Here is a 13,457-nt window from a genome sequence, read left to right as displayed (position 1 = left end):
GTCGGACGTCCGGCCCTCGGAAAGGCTAAGATGGATGCCATGACTAGCATGACGGACCCTCTCGAGAACGACCCGATGCGCGAGCTTTCCGGGGCTGGAACGTCCACGGCCACCATTGAGCGCGAGGAACTGCGCCAGGAGGTGGAACCGGGAGACCGGGAGCGCTTTGCCCACTATGTGCGCAAGGAAAAGATCATGGAGTCCGCGATGACCGGCGAACCGGTCATTGCGCTCTGCGGCAAAGTCTGGACCCCGGGACGGGACCCGCAGAAGTTCCCCGTGTGCCCTGAATGCAAGGAAGTCTATGAGGGCCTCCGGCCGGGCAACGACGGCGGGAAGGGTCCGGGGGACTCGGGCAACAACAAGTAGTGACGGAGACGCTCTTTGGCGGCCCCACCCTGCCTCCGGCCTACCCGGAACGTGCAGCCTGGGGAACCGCCCCGAAACTCCGTGCCTGGCAGCAGGAAGCCCTTGACCTCTACCTGCAGAACAGTCCCCGCGACTTCCTCGCGGTCGCAACCCCGGGTGCCGGTAAGACCACCTTCGCGCTGCGGATCGCGTCCACCCTCATCGACTCCGGTGCCGTGAACCGCGTGACCATTGTCGCCCCCACCGACCACCTGAAACGCCAGTGGGCGGACGCGGCGGCGAAGGTGGGGATCGCCATCGACCCCAACTTCAAAAACTCCGACGGCCAGCACGGCCGGGGGTTCATCGGCGTCGCCGTGACCTACGCACAGGTGGCCAGCAAGCCCCTGCTCCACCGCGCCAAGACCGAGGCCGCCCGTACCCTGGTGATCCTGGACGAGATCCACCACGGCGGCGAAGCCCTGTCCTGGGGCGACGGCCTGCGCGAAGCGTTCGATCCCGCGGTCCGCCGGCTGTCCCTGACCGGTACACCGTTCCGCTCCGACACCTCGCCCATCCCGTTCGTGGAGTACGCCGAGGACCGGGACGGCATCCGGCGCTCCAAAGCCGACTACACCTACGGCTATGGCAACGCCCTCCGCGACCACGTGGTCCGGCCGGTGATGTTCATGGCCTACTCAGGGCAGATGCGCTGGCGCACCAGCGCGGGCGAGGAAATGGCCGCCTCCCTTGGTGAGGCCGCCGTGACCAAGGACATCACCAGCCACGCCTGGCGGACCGCTTTGAACCCGGCGGGGGAGTGGATTCCCGCTGTCCTGGCCGGTGCCGACAAGCGGCTCAGCGAAGTCAGGCGCACCGTGCCTGACGCCGGTGGCCTGGTCATCGCCACCGACCATGAGGACGCCCGCGCCTACGCCGGGCAGCTCAAGCGGATCACCGGCGAATCGCCCACCGTCATCCTGTCCGACGATGCCAAGGCGTCGAACAAGATTGAGGATTTCTCCGCCGGCGACAAGCGCTGGATGGTTGCGGTCCGCATGGTGTCCGAAGGCGTTGACGTGCCCCGGCTTTCCGTGGGCGTCTACGCCACCTCAACGTCCACGCCGCTGTTCTTCGCCCAGGCGGTGGGACGTTTCGTGCGTGCCCGCAAGAGGGGCGAAACGGCGTCGGTCTTCCTGCCGTCCGTGCCGCAGCTGATGGCACTGGCCAACTCCATGGAGATGGAGCGGGACCACGCGCTGGACCGGCCGGAGAAGGAGGACGGCGACGGCCTGTTCAACCCGGAAGACGCGCTGATGGAGGAGGCCAACCGCGAGGAAAAGGCCTCCGACAGCCTCACCAAGGGCAAATTCGAGGCGCTGGATTCGCAGGCGTCCTTCGACCGCGTCCTGTTTGACGGCGGCGAGTTCGGCACCGGCGGCGAAGTGGGGTCCGACGACGAACTGGACTTCCTGGGGATCCCCGGACTCCTCGACGCGGAGCAGGTGGGGACGCTGCTGCGCCAGCGCCAGCACGAGCAGTTGAACCGGAAGAACCGGAAAGGCCCGGCCGCGGCCGCCCAGCAGGTCCCCGCCGTGCCCGACCACCGCATGCTGATGGATCTGCGAAACGAACTGGCCAAGAACGTGGCCGCCTGGGCTGCCCGGACCGGAACCCCGCACGGAGTGGTGCACACCAAGCTGCGCACTGTCTGCGGCGGCCCACCCGTGGCACAGGCCAACGAGGAGCAACTGAAGTCCCGGCTCCGCAAGCTCCAGGACTGGTTCGTGGGCCGCAAGTAGCCCTTAGGCGACGTCCGCCCCGCCGAGTTCCATTTCCGCAACGGCGTCTTCCAAATCCTCGGCAATGCCGGCGGTCAGCCGCCGCACTACCGTGACACCGTAGCCGGCCTGGACGGCGTCGAGGGCGGTGGCCTTCACGCAGTAATCGGTGGCGATGCCGACCACCACCACGTCCTCCACGTCGTGGCTCTGCAGCCAGTCATCGAGGCCGATGGCGTCCTCATCGGTTTCCAGCCCTGCCTGGGCGCCGGGCAGGCCCCCGGGCTGGCGTTCCCCGGTGGGGACGGCGTCCTCAGGGGCCAGCAGGCCCTCGAAGCCCGAGTAGGCGGCGGCGAACTGGCCCTTCCGGAAGTACGCGTCCACGTACTCGGTATCCAGGTCCGGATGGAGCTCGGCCCCGCGGGTGCCTGCCACGCAGTGCCGGGGCCAGCTGTCCTTGTAATCGGGCGTATCGGAAAAGTGGCTGCCGGGATCAATGTGCCAGTCCTGCGTGGCCACCACATGGTCAAATTCGCCGTTGTGGGCGTCCAGGTACTCGCTGATGGCGCCGGCCACTGCCGCACCGCCGGGAACGGCGAGCGAGCCGCCCTCGCAGAAATCGTTCTGCACGTCCACGATGATCAAAGCGCGGGACATCAGTGCTCCTCAGTTTTCTTCGTAGATGGTGGGGATCGCTGCCTCGCCGCGCTGCAGGCGGTTGACCACCGGGGGCAGCTCAGCCATGGAATCTGCGTGGCGCTGCCGTGCGCGCAGCACGCCTTCGTGGCCGGTCCATCCCGGCACCAGTTCGCCGTTCTTCATGAACTGCTGCAGCAGCGGACGGTCGTTGCCGTCATCCTCCGGCCGGTGGCCCACTCCCACGACTTCCGCGGTAGCGGTACCGCGATCGTCCAGCTTCCGCAGTGCGTACTTGCGGCCGCCCACGCTGGCCTTGTTCTTGGCCGCCTTGGCCACGGAGACGAAGGTGCCGTCGTCGTCCGCCCGGCTGACCAGCTTGTAGACCATGCTTGCCGTGGGGGCACCGGAGCCGGTTACCAGCGACGTGCCGACGCCGTAGGAATCGACAGGGGCTGACTGCAGGGCAGCGATGGCGTATTCGTCCAGGTCCGAGGTGACCACGATCTTGGTGTGCTCGTTGCCGAGGTCGTCCAGGAGCCGGCGCACCCACTGCGCCTGGGCCACCAGGTCGCCAGAGTCCAGCCGGACGCCGCCCAGGTTGGGTCCCGCCAGCTCAACGGCCGTGCGGACGGCCTTTTCGACGTCGTAGGTATCCACCAGCAGCGACGTGCCCTCGCCCAGCGAGGCAAGCTGGGCCTCGAAGGCCTCCCGCTCGGTATCGTGCAGCAGCGTGAACGAGTGGGCTGCAGTGCCGACGGTCTTCACGCCGTAGCGGATGCCCGCCTCCAGGTTGGACGTGCTGTCAAAGCCGGCGATGATTGCCGCACGCGCGGATGCGGTGGCGGCCTCCTCATGGGTGCGCCGGGAGCCCATTTCAATGCAGGGACGGCCGCCGGCTGCACTGACCATCCGGGACGCAGCGGACGCGATGGCGGTGTCATGGTTGAGGACGGACAGCAGGTAGGTCTCCAGCATGCAGGCCTCGGCGAAGGAGGCCTCCACCACCAGGATGGGGGAGTTGGGGAAATACGCCTCCCCCTCGGCGTAACCCCAGATGTCACCGGCGAACTTGTAGTTGGCCAGATACTCCAGCGTTTCCTGGTTGACCACCTTGGTGCGCTCCAGGAAGTCCAGCTCAGCCTCGCCGAAGCGGAAATTCGCAATGCCTTCCAGGAGGCGTCCGGTACCGGCCACAATGCCGTAGCGCCGGCCGTCAGGCAGGCGCCGCGCAAACGCTTCGAACACGGACCTGCGGTGCGCTGCCCCTGAATGGAGGGACGCCTGCAGCATGGTCAGCTCGTAGTGGTCGGTGTAAAAGGACGTGCGGGGATGGTCCCAGCCGGCTGAGGTGCTCACGAAAGTCACTCTAGTCCCCACCGGCTCCCTCGTCTCGCTTCGCTTCGCCGTGGGGCCCTCGCCGGCGTGGGCCCACCCACCGGCTCCCTCGTCTCGCTTCGCTTCGCCGCGGGGCCCTCGCCGGCGTGGGCCCACCCTCCCCATAGAATGGACAGATGACCATAAGCGTTGCGCCCGGCCCTGATACACAGGAGGGCATCCGGACCGGCACAGCAGAGTCCACCGACTCCCTGACCGCGCCGGACATCCCCTGGAACCTGGTGATCTGGAACGATCCCGTCAACCTGATGAGCTACGTCAGCTATGTTTTCCAAAGCTACTTTGGCTACTCCGAGAGCAAAGCCAACAAGCTCATGATGGAAGTCCACAAGAAGGGCCGTTCCATCGTTGCCTCCGGCAGCAAGGAACAAGTGGAGCGCCACGCGGTGGCCATGCACGGTTTTGGGCTCTGGGCCACGGTGGAAAAGGCCAGCGGCGGCCCCGGCGGCAATTCAGGCAAGTCCGGCGGTCCGGGCCAGGGTAAGGGGAAGCGTGGCTAAGGCATTCAAATACGGGCTTAAGGGCATCACGGGCTTCCTGGAACCCGCCGAGCGGGACCTGCTCCGCAGCCTCATCGACGACGTCATCTCCATGCTCCAGCCCGAGGACCGCACGGGACAGGACCCGCTTGCCGCACTCATCGGCCTGGACATGGACGTGGCCGAACCCACGGACCGTGCCGTCAAACGGCTGCTTCCCAACGTGGTGAAGGACGACGGCGCCGCGTCCCTTGAGTTCCGCCAGCTCACCGAGCGGTCGCTGCGGGAAACAAAGATCGGTGCCCTCCGGGCGGCTGCCCTGGACCTGGACAAGGACGAGATCGTGCTGACGCCTGAAGGGGCCCGGCACTGGTCCATGGCGTTGAACGACGTGCGGCTGGTCCTGGCGGAGCGGCTGGACATCCGGGACGAGGCCGACGCCGAACACGTCCACCGCATGCAGGACTGGTCCCAGGCCGAGGACGTGGAGAGCTACCTGGCGCTGGTGTACAACTTCACCACCTGGCTCCAGGAGTCGCTGGTGCAGGCCATGCTGCAGTCGATGGAATCCAAGCGGTGAGCGTCGGCGGCCCAGGGGAGGCCGTCCGCTGTGACACAGCAGACATGAGTTGCCGGACACAAGATGATGGCTGACGCTTCCGGGACCACCTATCCTCGAATAATCATGACAACAGCCCCGAGCATGGAACCACCGGCGGAAACACAGCCGGCGGCCGCCGAAAGCGACCTTCCGGCCGCCGCCCCTGAATCCCGCCCCATCGGCGTCTTCGATTCCGGAGTCGGCGGGCTTACCGTGGCCCGCTCCATCATTGACCAGCTTCCCAACGAGTCAATCCTTTACGTGGGGGATACCGCCCACGGGCCGTACGGACCGCTCCCCATCGCCGAGGTGCGCGCCAACGCCCTGGGCGTGATGGACGAACTGGTGGACTCCGGAGTCAAGCTGCTCACCATCGCCTGCAACTCGGCGTCGGCCGCTGTCCTTCGTGACGCCCGCGAACGCTACACCGCCAAGTACGGCATCCCGGTCATCGAGGTGATCCAGCCCGCGGTCCGCCGCGCCGTCGCGGCCACGCGCAGTGGAAAGGTGGGCGTGATCGGCACCTCCGCCACGGTGGGGTCCCGCGCCTACGAGGACACCTTCGCCGCAGCACCCGACCTGGACATCACCTCCGTGGCTTGCCCGGAATTCGTCAACTATGTGGAGGCCGGCATCACCACCGGCGCGGCCCTTCTCGCGGTCGCAGAGGAATACCTGGCGCCGCTGCAGGCCGCCGGCGTGGACACCGTGGTCCTGGGCTGCACCCACTACCCGCTGCTGACCGGCGTCATTTCCTACGTCATGGGCGCCGACGTCACCCTGGTCTCAAGCGCGGAAGAAACCGCCAAGGACGTCTACCGTGCCCTGGCCACCCACAACCTGCAGCGCACCTCGGAGGCCCCGCCCGAGCACCACTTCGTGGCCACGGGTGACGCCGGGCAGTTCGAAGCGCTCGCCCGCCGGTTCCTGGGCCCGGAAGTACTGTCGGTCCGGCACGTGGACCATGTGGCCGCGCAGTACCCCACGGGCAGCCTGGCACGGATCACCCCTGAGATGATTGCCGCCGCGCAAAGCGCGCGCAACCGGCCCAGGACCTCCAACTTCGTGGGCGGCGGATTCACCGGTGCGCGCCGCGGCGGAGGGTCCGCCCTGTGAAGCTGACCATTGTGGGATGCACGGGCTCATTCCCCGGGCCCGGGTCCCCGGCGTCGTGCTACCTCCTGACCGCCACGGACGGCGAGCGGACCTGGAAAGTGGTGATGGACCTCGGCAGCGGAGCGCTCGGAGCCATCCAGCGCTACACCGACCTGGAGGACATCGATGCGATCTTCCTCACCCACCTGCACCCGGACCACTGCATGGACCTGTGCGGGCTGCACGTTGCCATCCGCTGGAAGCCGGGAGGCTGGGGCCGCGGCCGGATTCCCGTGTGGGGGCCCGCCGCCACGGCAGACCGGATGGCCACCGCCTACGGACTGCCCCTGGATCCCGGCATGCATGAAGAGTTCGACTTCACCAACTGGACCGAACGCGAACCCGTGACCGTGGGGCCGTTCACCATCACCCCGTTCGCCGTGAACCACCCCATCGAGGAGGCCTACGCCCTCCGCGTGGAAGTGGTGGAACCCGGCAAGGACGGAAGTCCGCTGTCCCGGGTCCTGACCTATTCGGGCGACACCGATTCCTGCGCCGGACTTGAGGAAGCAGCCAAGGACGCCGACCTGTTCCTGTGCGAGGCAGCCTTCGAAGAAGGCCGCGACGACGGCATCAACGATGTTCACCTGACGGGCAAGCGGGCCGGGGAGGCAGCCGCGGCAGCCGGCGCGCGGCGGCTCCTGCTGACCCACATCCCGGTGTGGACATCCCAGACCACCGTGATGGCCGAAGCCCGTCCCGTGTTTCCCGGCGATGTGGCGGTTGCCGTGGCGGGCGTGCACTACACCATCTAGCTGCGCCCGATCCCACTGCGCCTGCCTGCCCCACCGGCACTCGATAAGCTAAAGGCATGACATCTGAAGCAACAGCAGTGCCCATTGTGCGCGCCGACGGCCGTGCCCCCGACCAGCTCCGGCCCATCAGCATCACCCGCGGATGGTCCAACCAGGCTGAGGGATCTGCGCTGATCGAGTTCGGCAACACCAGGGTCCTGTGCACGGCATCCCTGACCGCCGGTGTCCCGCGCTGGCTCAAGGGCGAAGGCCGCGGCTGGGTCACGGCCGAGTACGCCATGCTGCCCCGTGCCACCAACACGCGTTCGGACCGCGAATCCGTCAAGGGGAAGATCGGTGGCCGCACGCACGAAATATCGCGCCTGATCGGGCGTTCGCTGCGGTCCATCATCGACACCAAGGCCCTCGGCGAGAACACCATCGTGCTGGACTGCGACGTCCTCCAGGCCGACGGCGGCACACGGACCGCAGCGATCACCGGCGCCTATGTGGCCCTGGCTGACGCCATCCGGTTCGCCCGCGACACCAAACTCATCGCCAGGAACGCCCAGCCACTCATCGACACCATCGCGGCCGTGTCCGTCGGAATCATCGACGGCGTCCCCATGCTTGACCTGCCCTACGTGGAGGACGTCCGGGCGGAGACCGACATGAACGTGGTGGTCACCGGCTCGGGCAAGTTTGTGGAGGTGCAGGGCACCGCAGAGGGTGCCCCGTTCGACCGGGATGAGCTGAACCAGCTCCTGGACCTGGCGCTGCTGGGCACCGCTGAGCTGGCCGCCATCCAGCGCGAGACCCTGGCCGACACCCTGTGAGCGGTGCGGCTCCCCGGCTGGTGCTCGCCACGCACAACAAAGGAAAACTTCGCGAACTCCGTGAACTGCTGCGCGGACAGGTGCCGGGGCTCGACGTCGACACCCAGGTGGTGGACGCAGCGGCGGCGGGTGCGCTGGACGTCGTCGAAACCGGCGTGACGTTCGCCGAGAACTCCCTGCTGAAAGCGCGCGCGGTGGCCGGCGCCACCGGGCTGGTGGCGATCGCCGACGACTCGGGGCTGGCCGTGGACGTCATGGGCGGGGCTCCGGGGATCTTCTCCGCCCGCTGGGCGGGACGGCACGGTGACGATGCCGCCAACCTGGAGCTGCTGCTGAACCAGCTGTCCGATGTTCCTGACGAACACCGCGGTGCTGCCTTTGTTTGTGCTGCCGCGCTGGCCATGCCCGCGGAAGCCGAGGGCCCCGGGCGCGAGGTGGTGGAGTATGGACAGCTGGAGGGGGTCCTGCTCCGTGAACCACGCGGCGCCGGCGGCTTTGGCTATGATCCCGTGCTGCAGCCGGTGGGCGAGGACCGCAGCTGCGCCGAGCTGTCCGCCGAGGAGAAGAACGCCATCAGCCACCGGGGCAAGGCCTTCCGGGCACTGCTGCCCTCGATTGTGGCGGCGCTGGAGGCGGCCGGCTGAGAGAACACGCAAAGAAGGTGCGCACCCAGGCGGGGTGCGCACCTTTTCTGTCAATCAGGAGTGGGTGGAGGCCTGCTATTCCGGCCGTCCGCCACGGATGTTGCGGGGAGTCTTCTGCTCCTCTTCCGGCCCGTGCTCCTCGATGAACTCATCGACGGCGTCGGTACCATAGGCGGCCGCCTGGCGCCGCGCGGACATCCCGCGCAGGAGCTCGATGCCGATGGGAATCACCGAGACCAGCACGATGGCGATGAAGATGATGTCCAGGTTGTCGCGGACCCAGGGAACCTTGTCTCCCAGCAGGTAGCCGAGCAGCGTCACGCCGCCGCCCCACAGCGCCGCGCCGATGACGTTGTAGATGAAGAACTTCTTCCGGCTCATCTGCGCCACGCCGACGATCACCGGAACAAAGGTCCTGATGATCGGCACGAAACGGGCCAGGATCAGGGCCTTGCCGCCGTGCTTTTCAAAGAACGCGTGCGCATTCTCGACGTTCTCGCGCTTGAAGAGCCGCGAGTTGGGCTTGTTGAAGAGGGCAGGGCCGGCCTTGGACCCGATGAGGTAGCCGGTCTGGTTGCCGATGATGGCTGAGACAACGATCAGCAGGGCAAGGAGCCAGATGTTGAACTTGATGGTGTCCGTGGCCACCAGCAGGCCCGCGGTGAACAGCATGGAATCGCCCGGCAGGAAGAAACCCACCAGCAGGCCGGTTTCGGCGAAGACGATTCCGCACACCAGCAGGACCACCCAGGGGGCGAGTGCGGGATCGGCCAGGAAGACCTGGGGGTTCAGCCAATCGGGCAGGAAGGATGCCATTTTCGGCTGGACCGGTCCCGCACCGCCCAGCATGGACACAGCGAGGTCATTCATCACAGGAAAGTTCACCCCTCAAGGTTACTTGACGGGCCTGTGCTTCCCGGGCTGGGTGCTCCCCGGCGGTAAGGTAGGGGCCGTGGGTTTGAACTTTACGGCGATCGACTTCGAAACGGCCAACGGCTTCCGGGGCTCCCCGTGCTCTGTGGGGCTGACGAAGGTGAGGGGCGGAAAGATCGTTGCGGAGGCCTCCTGGCTGATGCGTCCGCCGGCGGGGTACGACTCCTTCGCCCACCACAATGTCAGGATCCACGGCATCACTCCCGCCGACGTGGCCGGCATGCCCCGTTTCGGCGAGCTGTTCCCTGAAATCGGCGCGTTCATCGGCGACGATGTGCTGGCCGCACACAACGCCGCCTTCGACCTGGGCGTGATCCGCTCGGCGCTGGAAGTATCGGGCCTGCCCGGGCCCGCCTACGACTACGTCTGCACCGTCATGCTGTCGCGGCGCTGCTACTCCCTGGTATCCAATTCCCTCCCGTTCGCAGCCGAGGAAGCGGGCGTGCCGCTGGTCAACCACCACGACGCTACAGAGGATGCACGTGCCTGTGCGGGCATCCTCATCGATATCGCCGCGCGCAACGGTGCCAACAGCATCGCCGAACTGTACTTGTCCCTGGGACTGGCCATGCCCCGGCAGCAGGCCTTCGATCCAGCCACCGGGGACCTCTCAAAGCCCAGCCTCACGGCCATGGCGGGTGCTTCCGGCAATGGGGCCGCCCTGGTCCGCCGGTTCCAGTCCGGCTGGCCCGAGGAAGGACTGAACCCGGAGCCCAACCTCGACGCCGAGCCCGGCCATCCGTTGTACGCCCAGACGGTGGTGTTCACCGGGCAGCTCTCCATCAACCGTCCGGAAGCCAAACTGCGGTCGGCCCGGTGCGGGGCGCGGACCGAGAGCCGGGTCACCGCCCGGACGACCGTCCTGGTGGTGGGGGACGGGTTCGTTGCCGCGGACCTGCGCTCGGGCCGGCTCACCGGCAAGGCGCGCCGGGTCCTGGAGCTCCACGAGCGGGGGCAGGCCATCGAAGTACTGTCCGAGGGTGAGTTCCTGCAGATGGTGGGCAGCGGGGACGCAGCGCCGGGGCCGCTCCACAGCGCCGGGGAAGCCTGGGCGGGCGCACGCGCACCCGCCGTCAGCGCCTGACCCATCCGCCGGGAAGGGGCGCAGTCACGCGGCGCAACAAAGCTTGGCCGCCCCGGCAGCTGCCTCCTACCCTTGCGTCATGGCCTCCCTGTTCGCTTTTCCCAACCCAGTCAACGAGTACGCCGCCCGCACCACGGCAGCGCTCGTGGTGCTGCTCGCCGTCGTCACCGCCGTGGCCAATTCCGGATGGGGGCTCGCGGCCATTGCCGTCGGGTTCTGGCTGCGGTTGCTGTTCGGCCCCAGGATTTCGCCCCTGGCACTGCTTTCGGTCAAGGTGATTACCCCGCGGCTGGGAATGGTGAAGCTGGTTCCGGGACCGCCCAAGCGCTTTGCGCAGGGGATCGGCGCGGCAGTATCCACCGCCGCCCTGCTCCTGTTGACCGCCGGTGCGGCGCCGGCAGCCTGGACGCTCCTGGGCGTCCTGGTGATAGCTGCGTCGCTGGAGGCCTTCGCCGGATTCTGCCTGGGATGCACGATCTTCGGGTTCCTGCAGCGCCGCGGAGTGATCCCGGAGGACGTCTGCGAGGCCTGCAACAACATCAGCCTTCGCCGGTCGTAACCTTCACCAACTGATCCGCCATGCCCCGGATGACCTCCGGCGCTTCCAGGGCCTCAAGCCATTCCGCCGGCAGGCATGCCTCGCCGTACAGCGCACCCAGGATGTTCCCCGCCAGGGATCCTGCCGTGTCGCTGCCGCCGCTGTGGTTCACCGCCACCGCGAGGGCCCTCCGGAAATGCACGGCGGGCTGCGCGTCGGCAGCCTCGGCGGGGAGCGTGGCGAGGACGGCATAAAGCGCGACGGCGAGTGCTTCCTCCGCCGTCCAGCCTCCGCCCAGCACCTGGAGCAGTTCCTCCGGGCCGACATCTGCTTTCTCCGCGAGCCGGAGGGCGGCTTCAAGGCGTTGCGGCAGCTCCGGGGCCACGTCCACCAGGGTGGCCGCATGCGCTGTCACGCCGTCAGCGGCGTCCCGCAGCTCCTCCCCGGACACCAGCCGGTGGATCAGGAGGCTGAAGATGCCCGCACTCTGCCGCGCGGCAGGATGTCCATGCGTCAGCGCGGCGGCGTCGGCACTCAACTTGTAGACGGCGTCGGGCGTGATGTGCGGCACCAGCCCGAACGGTGCCGAACGCATTACGGTGCCGGCGCCTCTGGCCTCGGGGTTCACCGGACGCATCGCGGTTCCCATTTCACCGGATGCCAGCCCGCTGATGCAGACCTTGTCTGGATGCCTGCGCTGCCTGAGCACCTCATTGCCGTCGATCCAGCGCGGCTGGGGCGCCGGTGCGGACGGCCCGGCATCCTCACCCTGGGTGGCCAGCCAGCGCAGGTAGGCCAGCCACAGGCACGCGTTCACGTCCGCTCCCACGCCGGAGTTTGCCCACTCCAGCGCCTCCACCAGTCCGTCCACCGTGTACAGGGTTAGTTGGGTGTCATCGGAGAAATGGCAGGGGCCTTGCAGGTCCTCGAACCCTGCCAGGCCCTGCGCCCCGAACCGCTCCCGGATGTCGGCGATGGAATCGGACACCACGGCATAGCCCAGGGCATCGCCCAGCGCCCCGCCCAGCAGGGAACCGCGGATGCGGGACGGAAGGGTAGGCGCGGGGATGCCGTGGTTAGAGCTCATGGAGTAAATTTACCGTCCGTAGCCCGGGGCCAGCGCTCCCGCCGTTGCCCGGCAGCACCCTGTCCCGGCACCCCGGCAGACAGCTGCCGTCCAGCAAACGCACAGCCTGGGCTGGAATACTGCTCGGGTTGTCCGGCGCCACCGGCGCCACCGGCGCCGCCGCAACACATTGCTGGACGGCCGCGGCGCCGCAGCAACCAGCAGCAGCCTGACTCCAGAACCCAAACGCAAAGGTCCCACCATGAGCACCCCTGTCCCAGCCCGCGACGCAGTGCAGCCCGGAGTCACGGCTGCCGCGCCCACCGGCCTGCTGCCCCGACTGGCGGCCGAGGCCTTCGGCAGCCTCTTCCTGGCGGTGGCCGGGCTGGGCGTGCCGCTGTTCAGCATTCCGCAGTCCAGCCCCGTCCCCTCCGCCCTGGCTGCCGGCCTGGCCATTACCGCGGCAATGCTGGCCTTCGGGCATATCTCCGGCGGCCACTTCAACCCGGCCATCACCCTGGGGCACCTCCTGGCCGGACGGATCCGGGCCGGCGCGGCCGCCGCGTACGCCGCCGCCCAGATCCTCGGGGCCCTGGTGGGCGCCCTGGCCCTGTTCGGAATCCTGCGCACCCTGCCCAGCATCCCGGACAGCCGCACCGCCTTCGACACCGTGGCCGCCGGCTTCGGTGAGCACTCCATCATCCAGGCTCCGCTCGCGGCCGTCGTCCTCCTGGAACTGCTGGGCGCCGCCATCATCGTGGCTGTCTTCCTGGGGGCCGCCGGCCGTGAAGGCGGAAGCCGCACGGTGGCGCCCGTCGCCGTCGGACTGTCCTTTGCTGCGCTGCTCCAAGTGGGCCAGTCGGTGGGAAACCTGCCATTCAACCCTGCCCGTGCGGTCGCGTCCGCCGTCTTCAGCTCCGGCTGGGCGATGGAGCAGCTGTGGGTCTTCCTGGTGGCGCCGCTGGCTGGAGCTGCCATTGCCGGGCTGGTGTTCCGTATCACGGCCTTGGCTGATTCCCCGGCTCCCCATGTGGACGAGCAGGCTGCCGATGAACCCGACGGCGCTGCCGAAGCCGAACCCGCCGCCGACAACGACGCCGACGTGAATGAGGGAGTCCCCGGTGAGGCTGGCCGCCAGGAGAGGCCCGGCGTGAGCGAGGCCCAGGAGTTCTTCGACGGAAAAAGGTCCTGAGCGCTGTTTGCCGCGGCGTTTTTCTGCACTGT

At 67.9% G+C, this 13,457-nt stretch carries 15 protein-coding genes; 11 read left to right on the top strand and 4 right to left on the bottom strand.

Going from position 1 to position 13,457, the window contains the following annotated elements; genetic code table 11:
• Positions 1 to 30: 30 nt before the first annotated feature.
• Positions 31 to 369, top strand: coding sequence for a DUF3039 domain-containing protein (locus ACTHQS_RS12670; protein ID WP_110541018.1), 339 nt, complete (start codon positions 31 to 33; stop codon positions 367 to 369).
• On the top strand, positions 369 to 2,150 hold the full coding sequence (locus ACTHQS_RS12665; protein WP_440169356.1) for a DEAD/DEAH box helicase: 1,782 nt from the start codon (positions 369 to 371) through the stop codon (positions 2,148 to 2,150). Before ACTHQS_RS12670 ends, ACTHQS_RS12665 begins: the two co-directional genes overlap by 1 nt.
• Before the next feature lie 3 nt (positions 2,151 to 2,153).
• Here the strand turns inward: ACTHQS_RS12665 and ACTHQS_RS12660 are convergent, their stop codons facing one another.
• Both ACTHQS_RS12660 and ACTHQS_RS12655 read right to left on the bottom strand, forming a co-directional pair.
• Positions 2,154 to 2,786, bottom strand: a complete 633-nt coding sequence (locus ACTHQS_RS12660) for an isochorismatase family protein (protein WP_440169353.1) — start codon at positions 2,784 to 2,786, stop codon at positions 2,154 to 2,156.
• A gap of 9 nt (positions 2,787 to 2,795) precedes the next feature.
• Complete coding sequence (locus tag ACTHQS_RS12655; RefSeq protein ID WP_440169350.1) at positions 2,796 to 4,124, bottom strand: nicotinate phosphoribosyltransferase; 1,329 nt, start codon at positions 4,122 to 4,124, stop codon at positions 2,796 to 2,798.
• Positions 4,125 to 4,279: 155 nt separating this feature from the next.
• Between ACTHQS_RS12655 and clpS the strand changes: the two genes are divergently transcribed.
• From clpS to rdgB, 6 genes are all read left to right on the top strand, one after another.
• Positions 4,280 to 4,663: an ATP-dependent Clp protease adapter ClpS gene (gene clpS, locus ACTHQS_RS12650; RefSeq protein ID WP_440169348.1), complete on the top strand. Its 384-nt coding sequence runs from the start codon at positions 4,280 to 4,282 to the stop codon at positions 4,661 to 4,663.
• Positions 4,656 to 5,222, top strand: coding sequence for a DUF2017 domain-containing protein (locus ACTHQS_RS12645; RefSeq protein WP_440169346.1), 567 nt, complete (start codon positions 4,656 to 4,658; stop codon positions 5,220 to 5,222). Before clpS ends, ACTHQS_RS12645 begins: the two co-directional genes overlap by 8 nt.
• A gap of 105 nt (positions 5,223 to 5,327) precedes the next feature.
• Positions 5,328 to 6,359, top strand: a complete 1,032-nt coding sequence (gene murI / locus ACTHQS_RS12640; RefSeq protein WP_440169344.1) for a glutamate racemase — start codon at positions 5,328 to 5,330, stop codon at positions 6,357 to 6,359.
• Positions 6,356 to 7,153, top strand: coding sequence for an MBL fold metallo-hydrolase (locus ACTHQS_RS12635; protein WP_440169341.1), 798 nt, complete (start codon positions 6,356 to 6,358; stop codon positions 7,151 to 7,153). The genes murI and ACTHQS_RS12635 overlap by 4 nt, the downstream gene beginning before the upstream one ends.
• 56 nt (positions 7,154 to 7,209) lie before the next feature.
• Positions 7,210 to 7,968: a ribonuclease PH gene (gene rph / locus ACTHQS_RS12630; protein WP_440169339.1), complete on the top strand. Its 759-nt coding sequence runs from the start codon at positions 7,210 to 7,212 to the stop codon at positions 7,966 to 7,968.
• Entirely contained in the window at positions 7,965 to 8,612 is a 648-nt protein-coding gene (gene rdgB, locus ACTHQS_RS12625) for an RdgB/HAM1 family non-canonical purine NTP pyrophosphatase (RefSeq protein WP_440169337.1), read from the top strand. Before rph ends, rdgB begins: the two co-directional genes overlap by 4 nt.
• A 75-nt stretch (positions 8,613 to 8,687) precedes the next feature.
• Here the strand turns inward: rdgB and ACTHQS_RS12620 are convergent, their stop codons facing one another.
• On the bottom strand, positions 8,688 to 9,482 hold the full coding sequence (locus ACTHQS_RS12620; protein ID WP_440169602.1) for a DedA family protein: 795 nt from the start codon (positions 9,480 to 9,482) through the stop codon (positions 8,688 to 8,690).
• Positions 9,483 to 9,564: 82 nt separating this feature from the next.
• Here ACTHQS_RS12620 and ACTHQS_RS12615 point away from each other — a divergent pair, with 82 nt between their 5' ends.
• Together ACTHQS_RS12615 and ACTHQS_RS12610 are read left to right on the top strand one after the other, a co-directional pair.
• Positions 9,565 to 10,629, top strand: a complete 1,065-nt coding sequence (locus tag ACTHQS_RS12615; RefSeq protein ID WP_440169335.1) for an exonuclease domain-containing protein — start codon at positions 9,565 to 9,567, stop codon at positions 10,627 to 10,629.
• A 79-nt stretch (positions 10,630 to 10,708) separates the two neighbouring features.
• Positions 10,709 to 11,188: a DUF4395 domain-containing protein gene (locus ACTHQS_RS12610; RefSeq protein ID WP_440169333.1), complete on the top strand. Its 480-nt coding sequence runs from the start codon at positions 10,709 to 10,711 to the stop codon at positions 11,186 to 11,188.
• On the opposite strand, the gene ACTHQS_RS12605 is transcribed toward ACTHQS_RS12610, so the two are convergent.
• Complete coding sequence (locus ACTHQS_RS12605) at positions 11,169 to 12,254, bottom strand: ADP-ribosylglycohydrolase family protein (protein ID WP_440169331.1); 1,086 nt, start codon at positions 12,252 to 12,254, stop codon at positions 11,169 to 11,171. The genes ACTHQS_RS12610 and ACTHQS_RS12605 overlap by 20 nt on opposite strands.
• Positions 12,255 to 12,495: 241 nt before the next feature.
• Here ACTHQS_RS12605 and ACTHQS_RS12600 point away from each other — a divergent pair, with 241 nt between their 5' ends.
• On the top strand, positions 12,496 to 13,425 hold the full coding sequence (locus tag ACTHQS_RS12600; RefSeq protein WP_440169329.1) for an MIP/aquaporin family protein: 930 nt from the start codon (positions 12,496 to 12,498) through the stop codon (positions 13,423 to 13,425).
• Positions 13,426 to 13,457 lie beyond the last annotated feature (32 nt).

Source organism: Arthrobacter sp. SAFR-044 (genome assembly GCF_051965175.1).
In the GTDB taxonomy this organism is placed as follows: Bacteria; Actinomycetota; Actinomycetes; order Actinomycetales; family Micrococcaceae; genus Arthrobacter.
Note: the sequence above shows the minus strand (reverse complement) of the source record. Positions and strands in the feature narration are given on the sequence as shown.

Excerpts from the sequence above, each read along its gene's own strand:
- ACTHQS_RS12670 (WP_110541018.1), top strand. The coding sequence starts at position 31 with ATGGATGCCATGACTAGCATGACGGACCCTCTCGAGAACGACCCGATG.
- ACTHQS_RS12660 (WP_440169353.1), bottom strand. The coding sequence starts at position 2,786 with ATGTCCCGCGCTTTGATCATCGTGGACGTGCAGAACGATTTCTGCGAG.
- clpS (WP_440169348.1), top strand. The coding sequence starts at position 4,280 with ATGACCATAAGCGTTGCGCCCGGCCCTGATACACAGGAGGGCATCCGG.
- murI (WP_440169344.1), top strand. The coding sequence starts at position 5,328 with ATGACAACAGCCCCGAGCATGGAACCACCGGCGGAAACACAGCCGGCG.
- rph (WP_440169339.1), top strand. The coding sequence starts at position 7,210 with ATGACATCTGAAGCAACAGCAGTGCCCATTGTGCGCGCCGACGGCCGT.
- ACTHQS_RS12620 (WP_440169602.1), bottom strand. The coding sequence starts at position 9,482 with ATGAATGACCTCGCTGTGTCCATGCTGGGCGGTGCGGGACCGGTCCAG.
- ACTHQS_RS12610 (WP_440169333.1), top strand. The coding sequence starts at position 10,709 with ATGGCCTCCCTGTTCGCTTTTCCCAACCCAGTCAACGAGTACGCCGCC.
- ACTHQS_RS12605 (WP_440169331.1), bottom strand. The coding sequence starts at position 12,254 with ATGAGCTCTAACCACGGCATCCCCGCGCCTACCCTTCCGTCCCGCATC.
- ACTHQS_RS12600 (WP_440169329.1), top strand. The coding sequence starts at position 12,496 with ATGAGCACCCCTGTCCCAGCCCGCGACGCAGTGCAGCCCGGAGTCACG.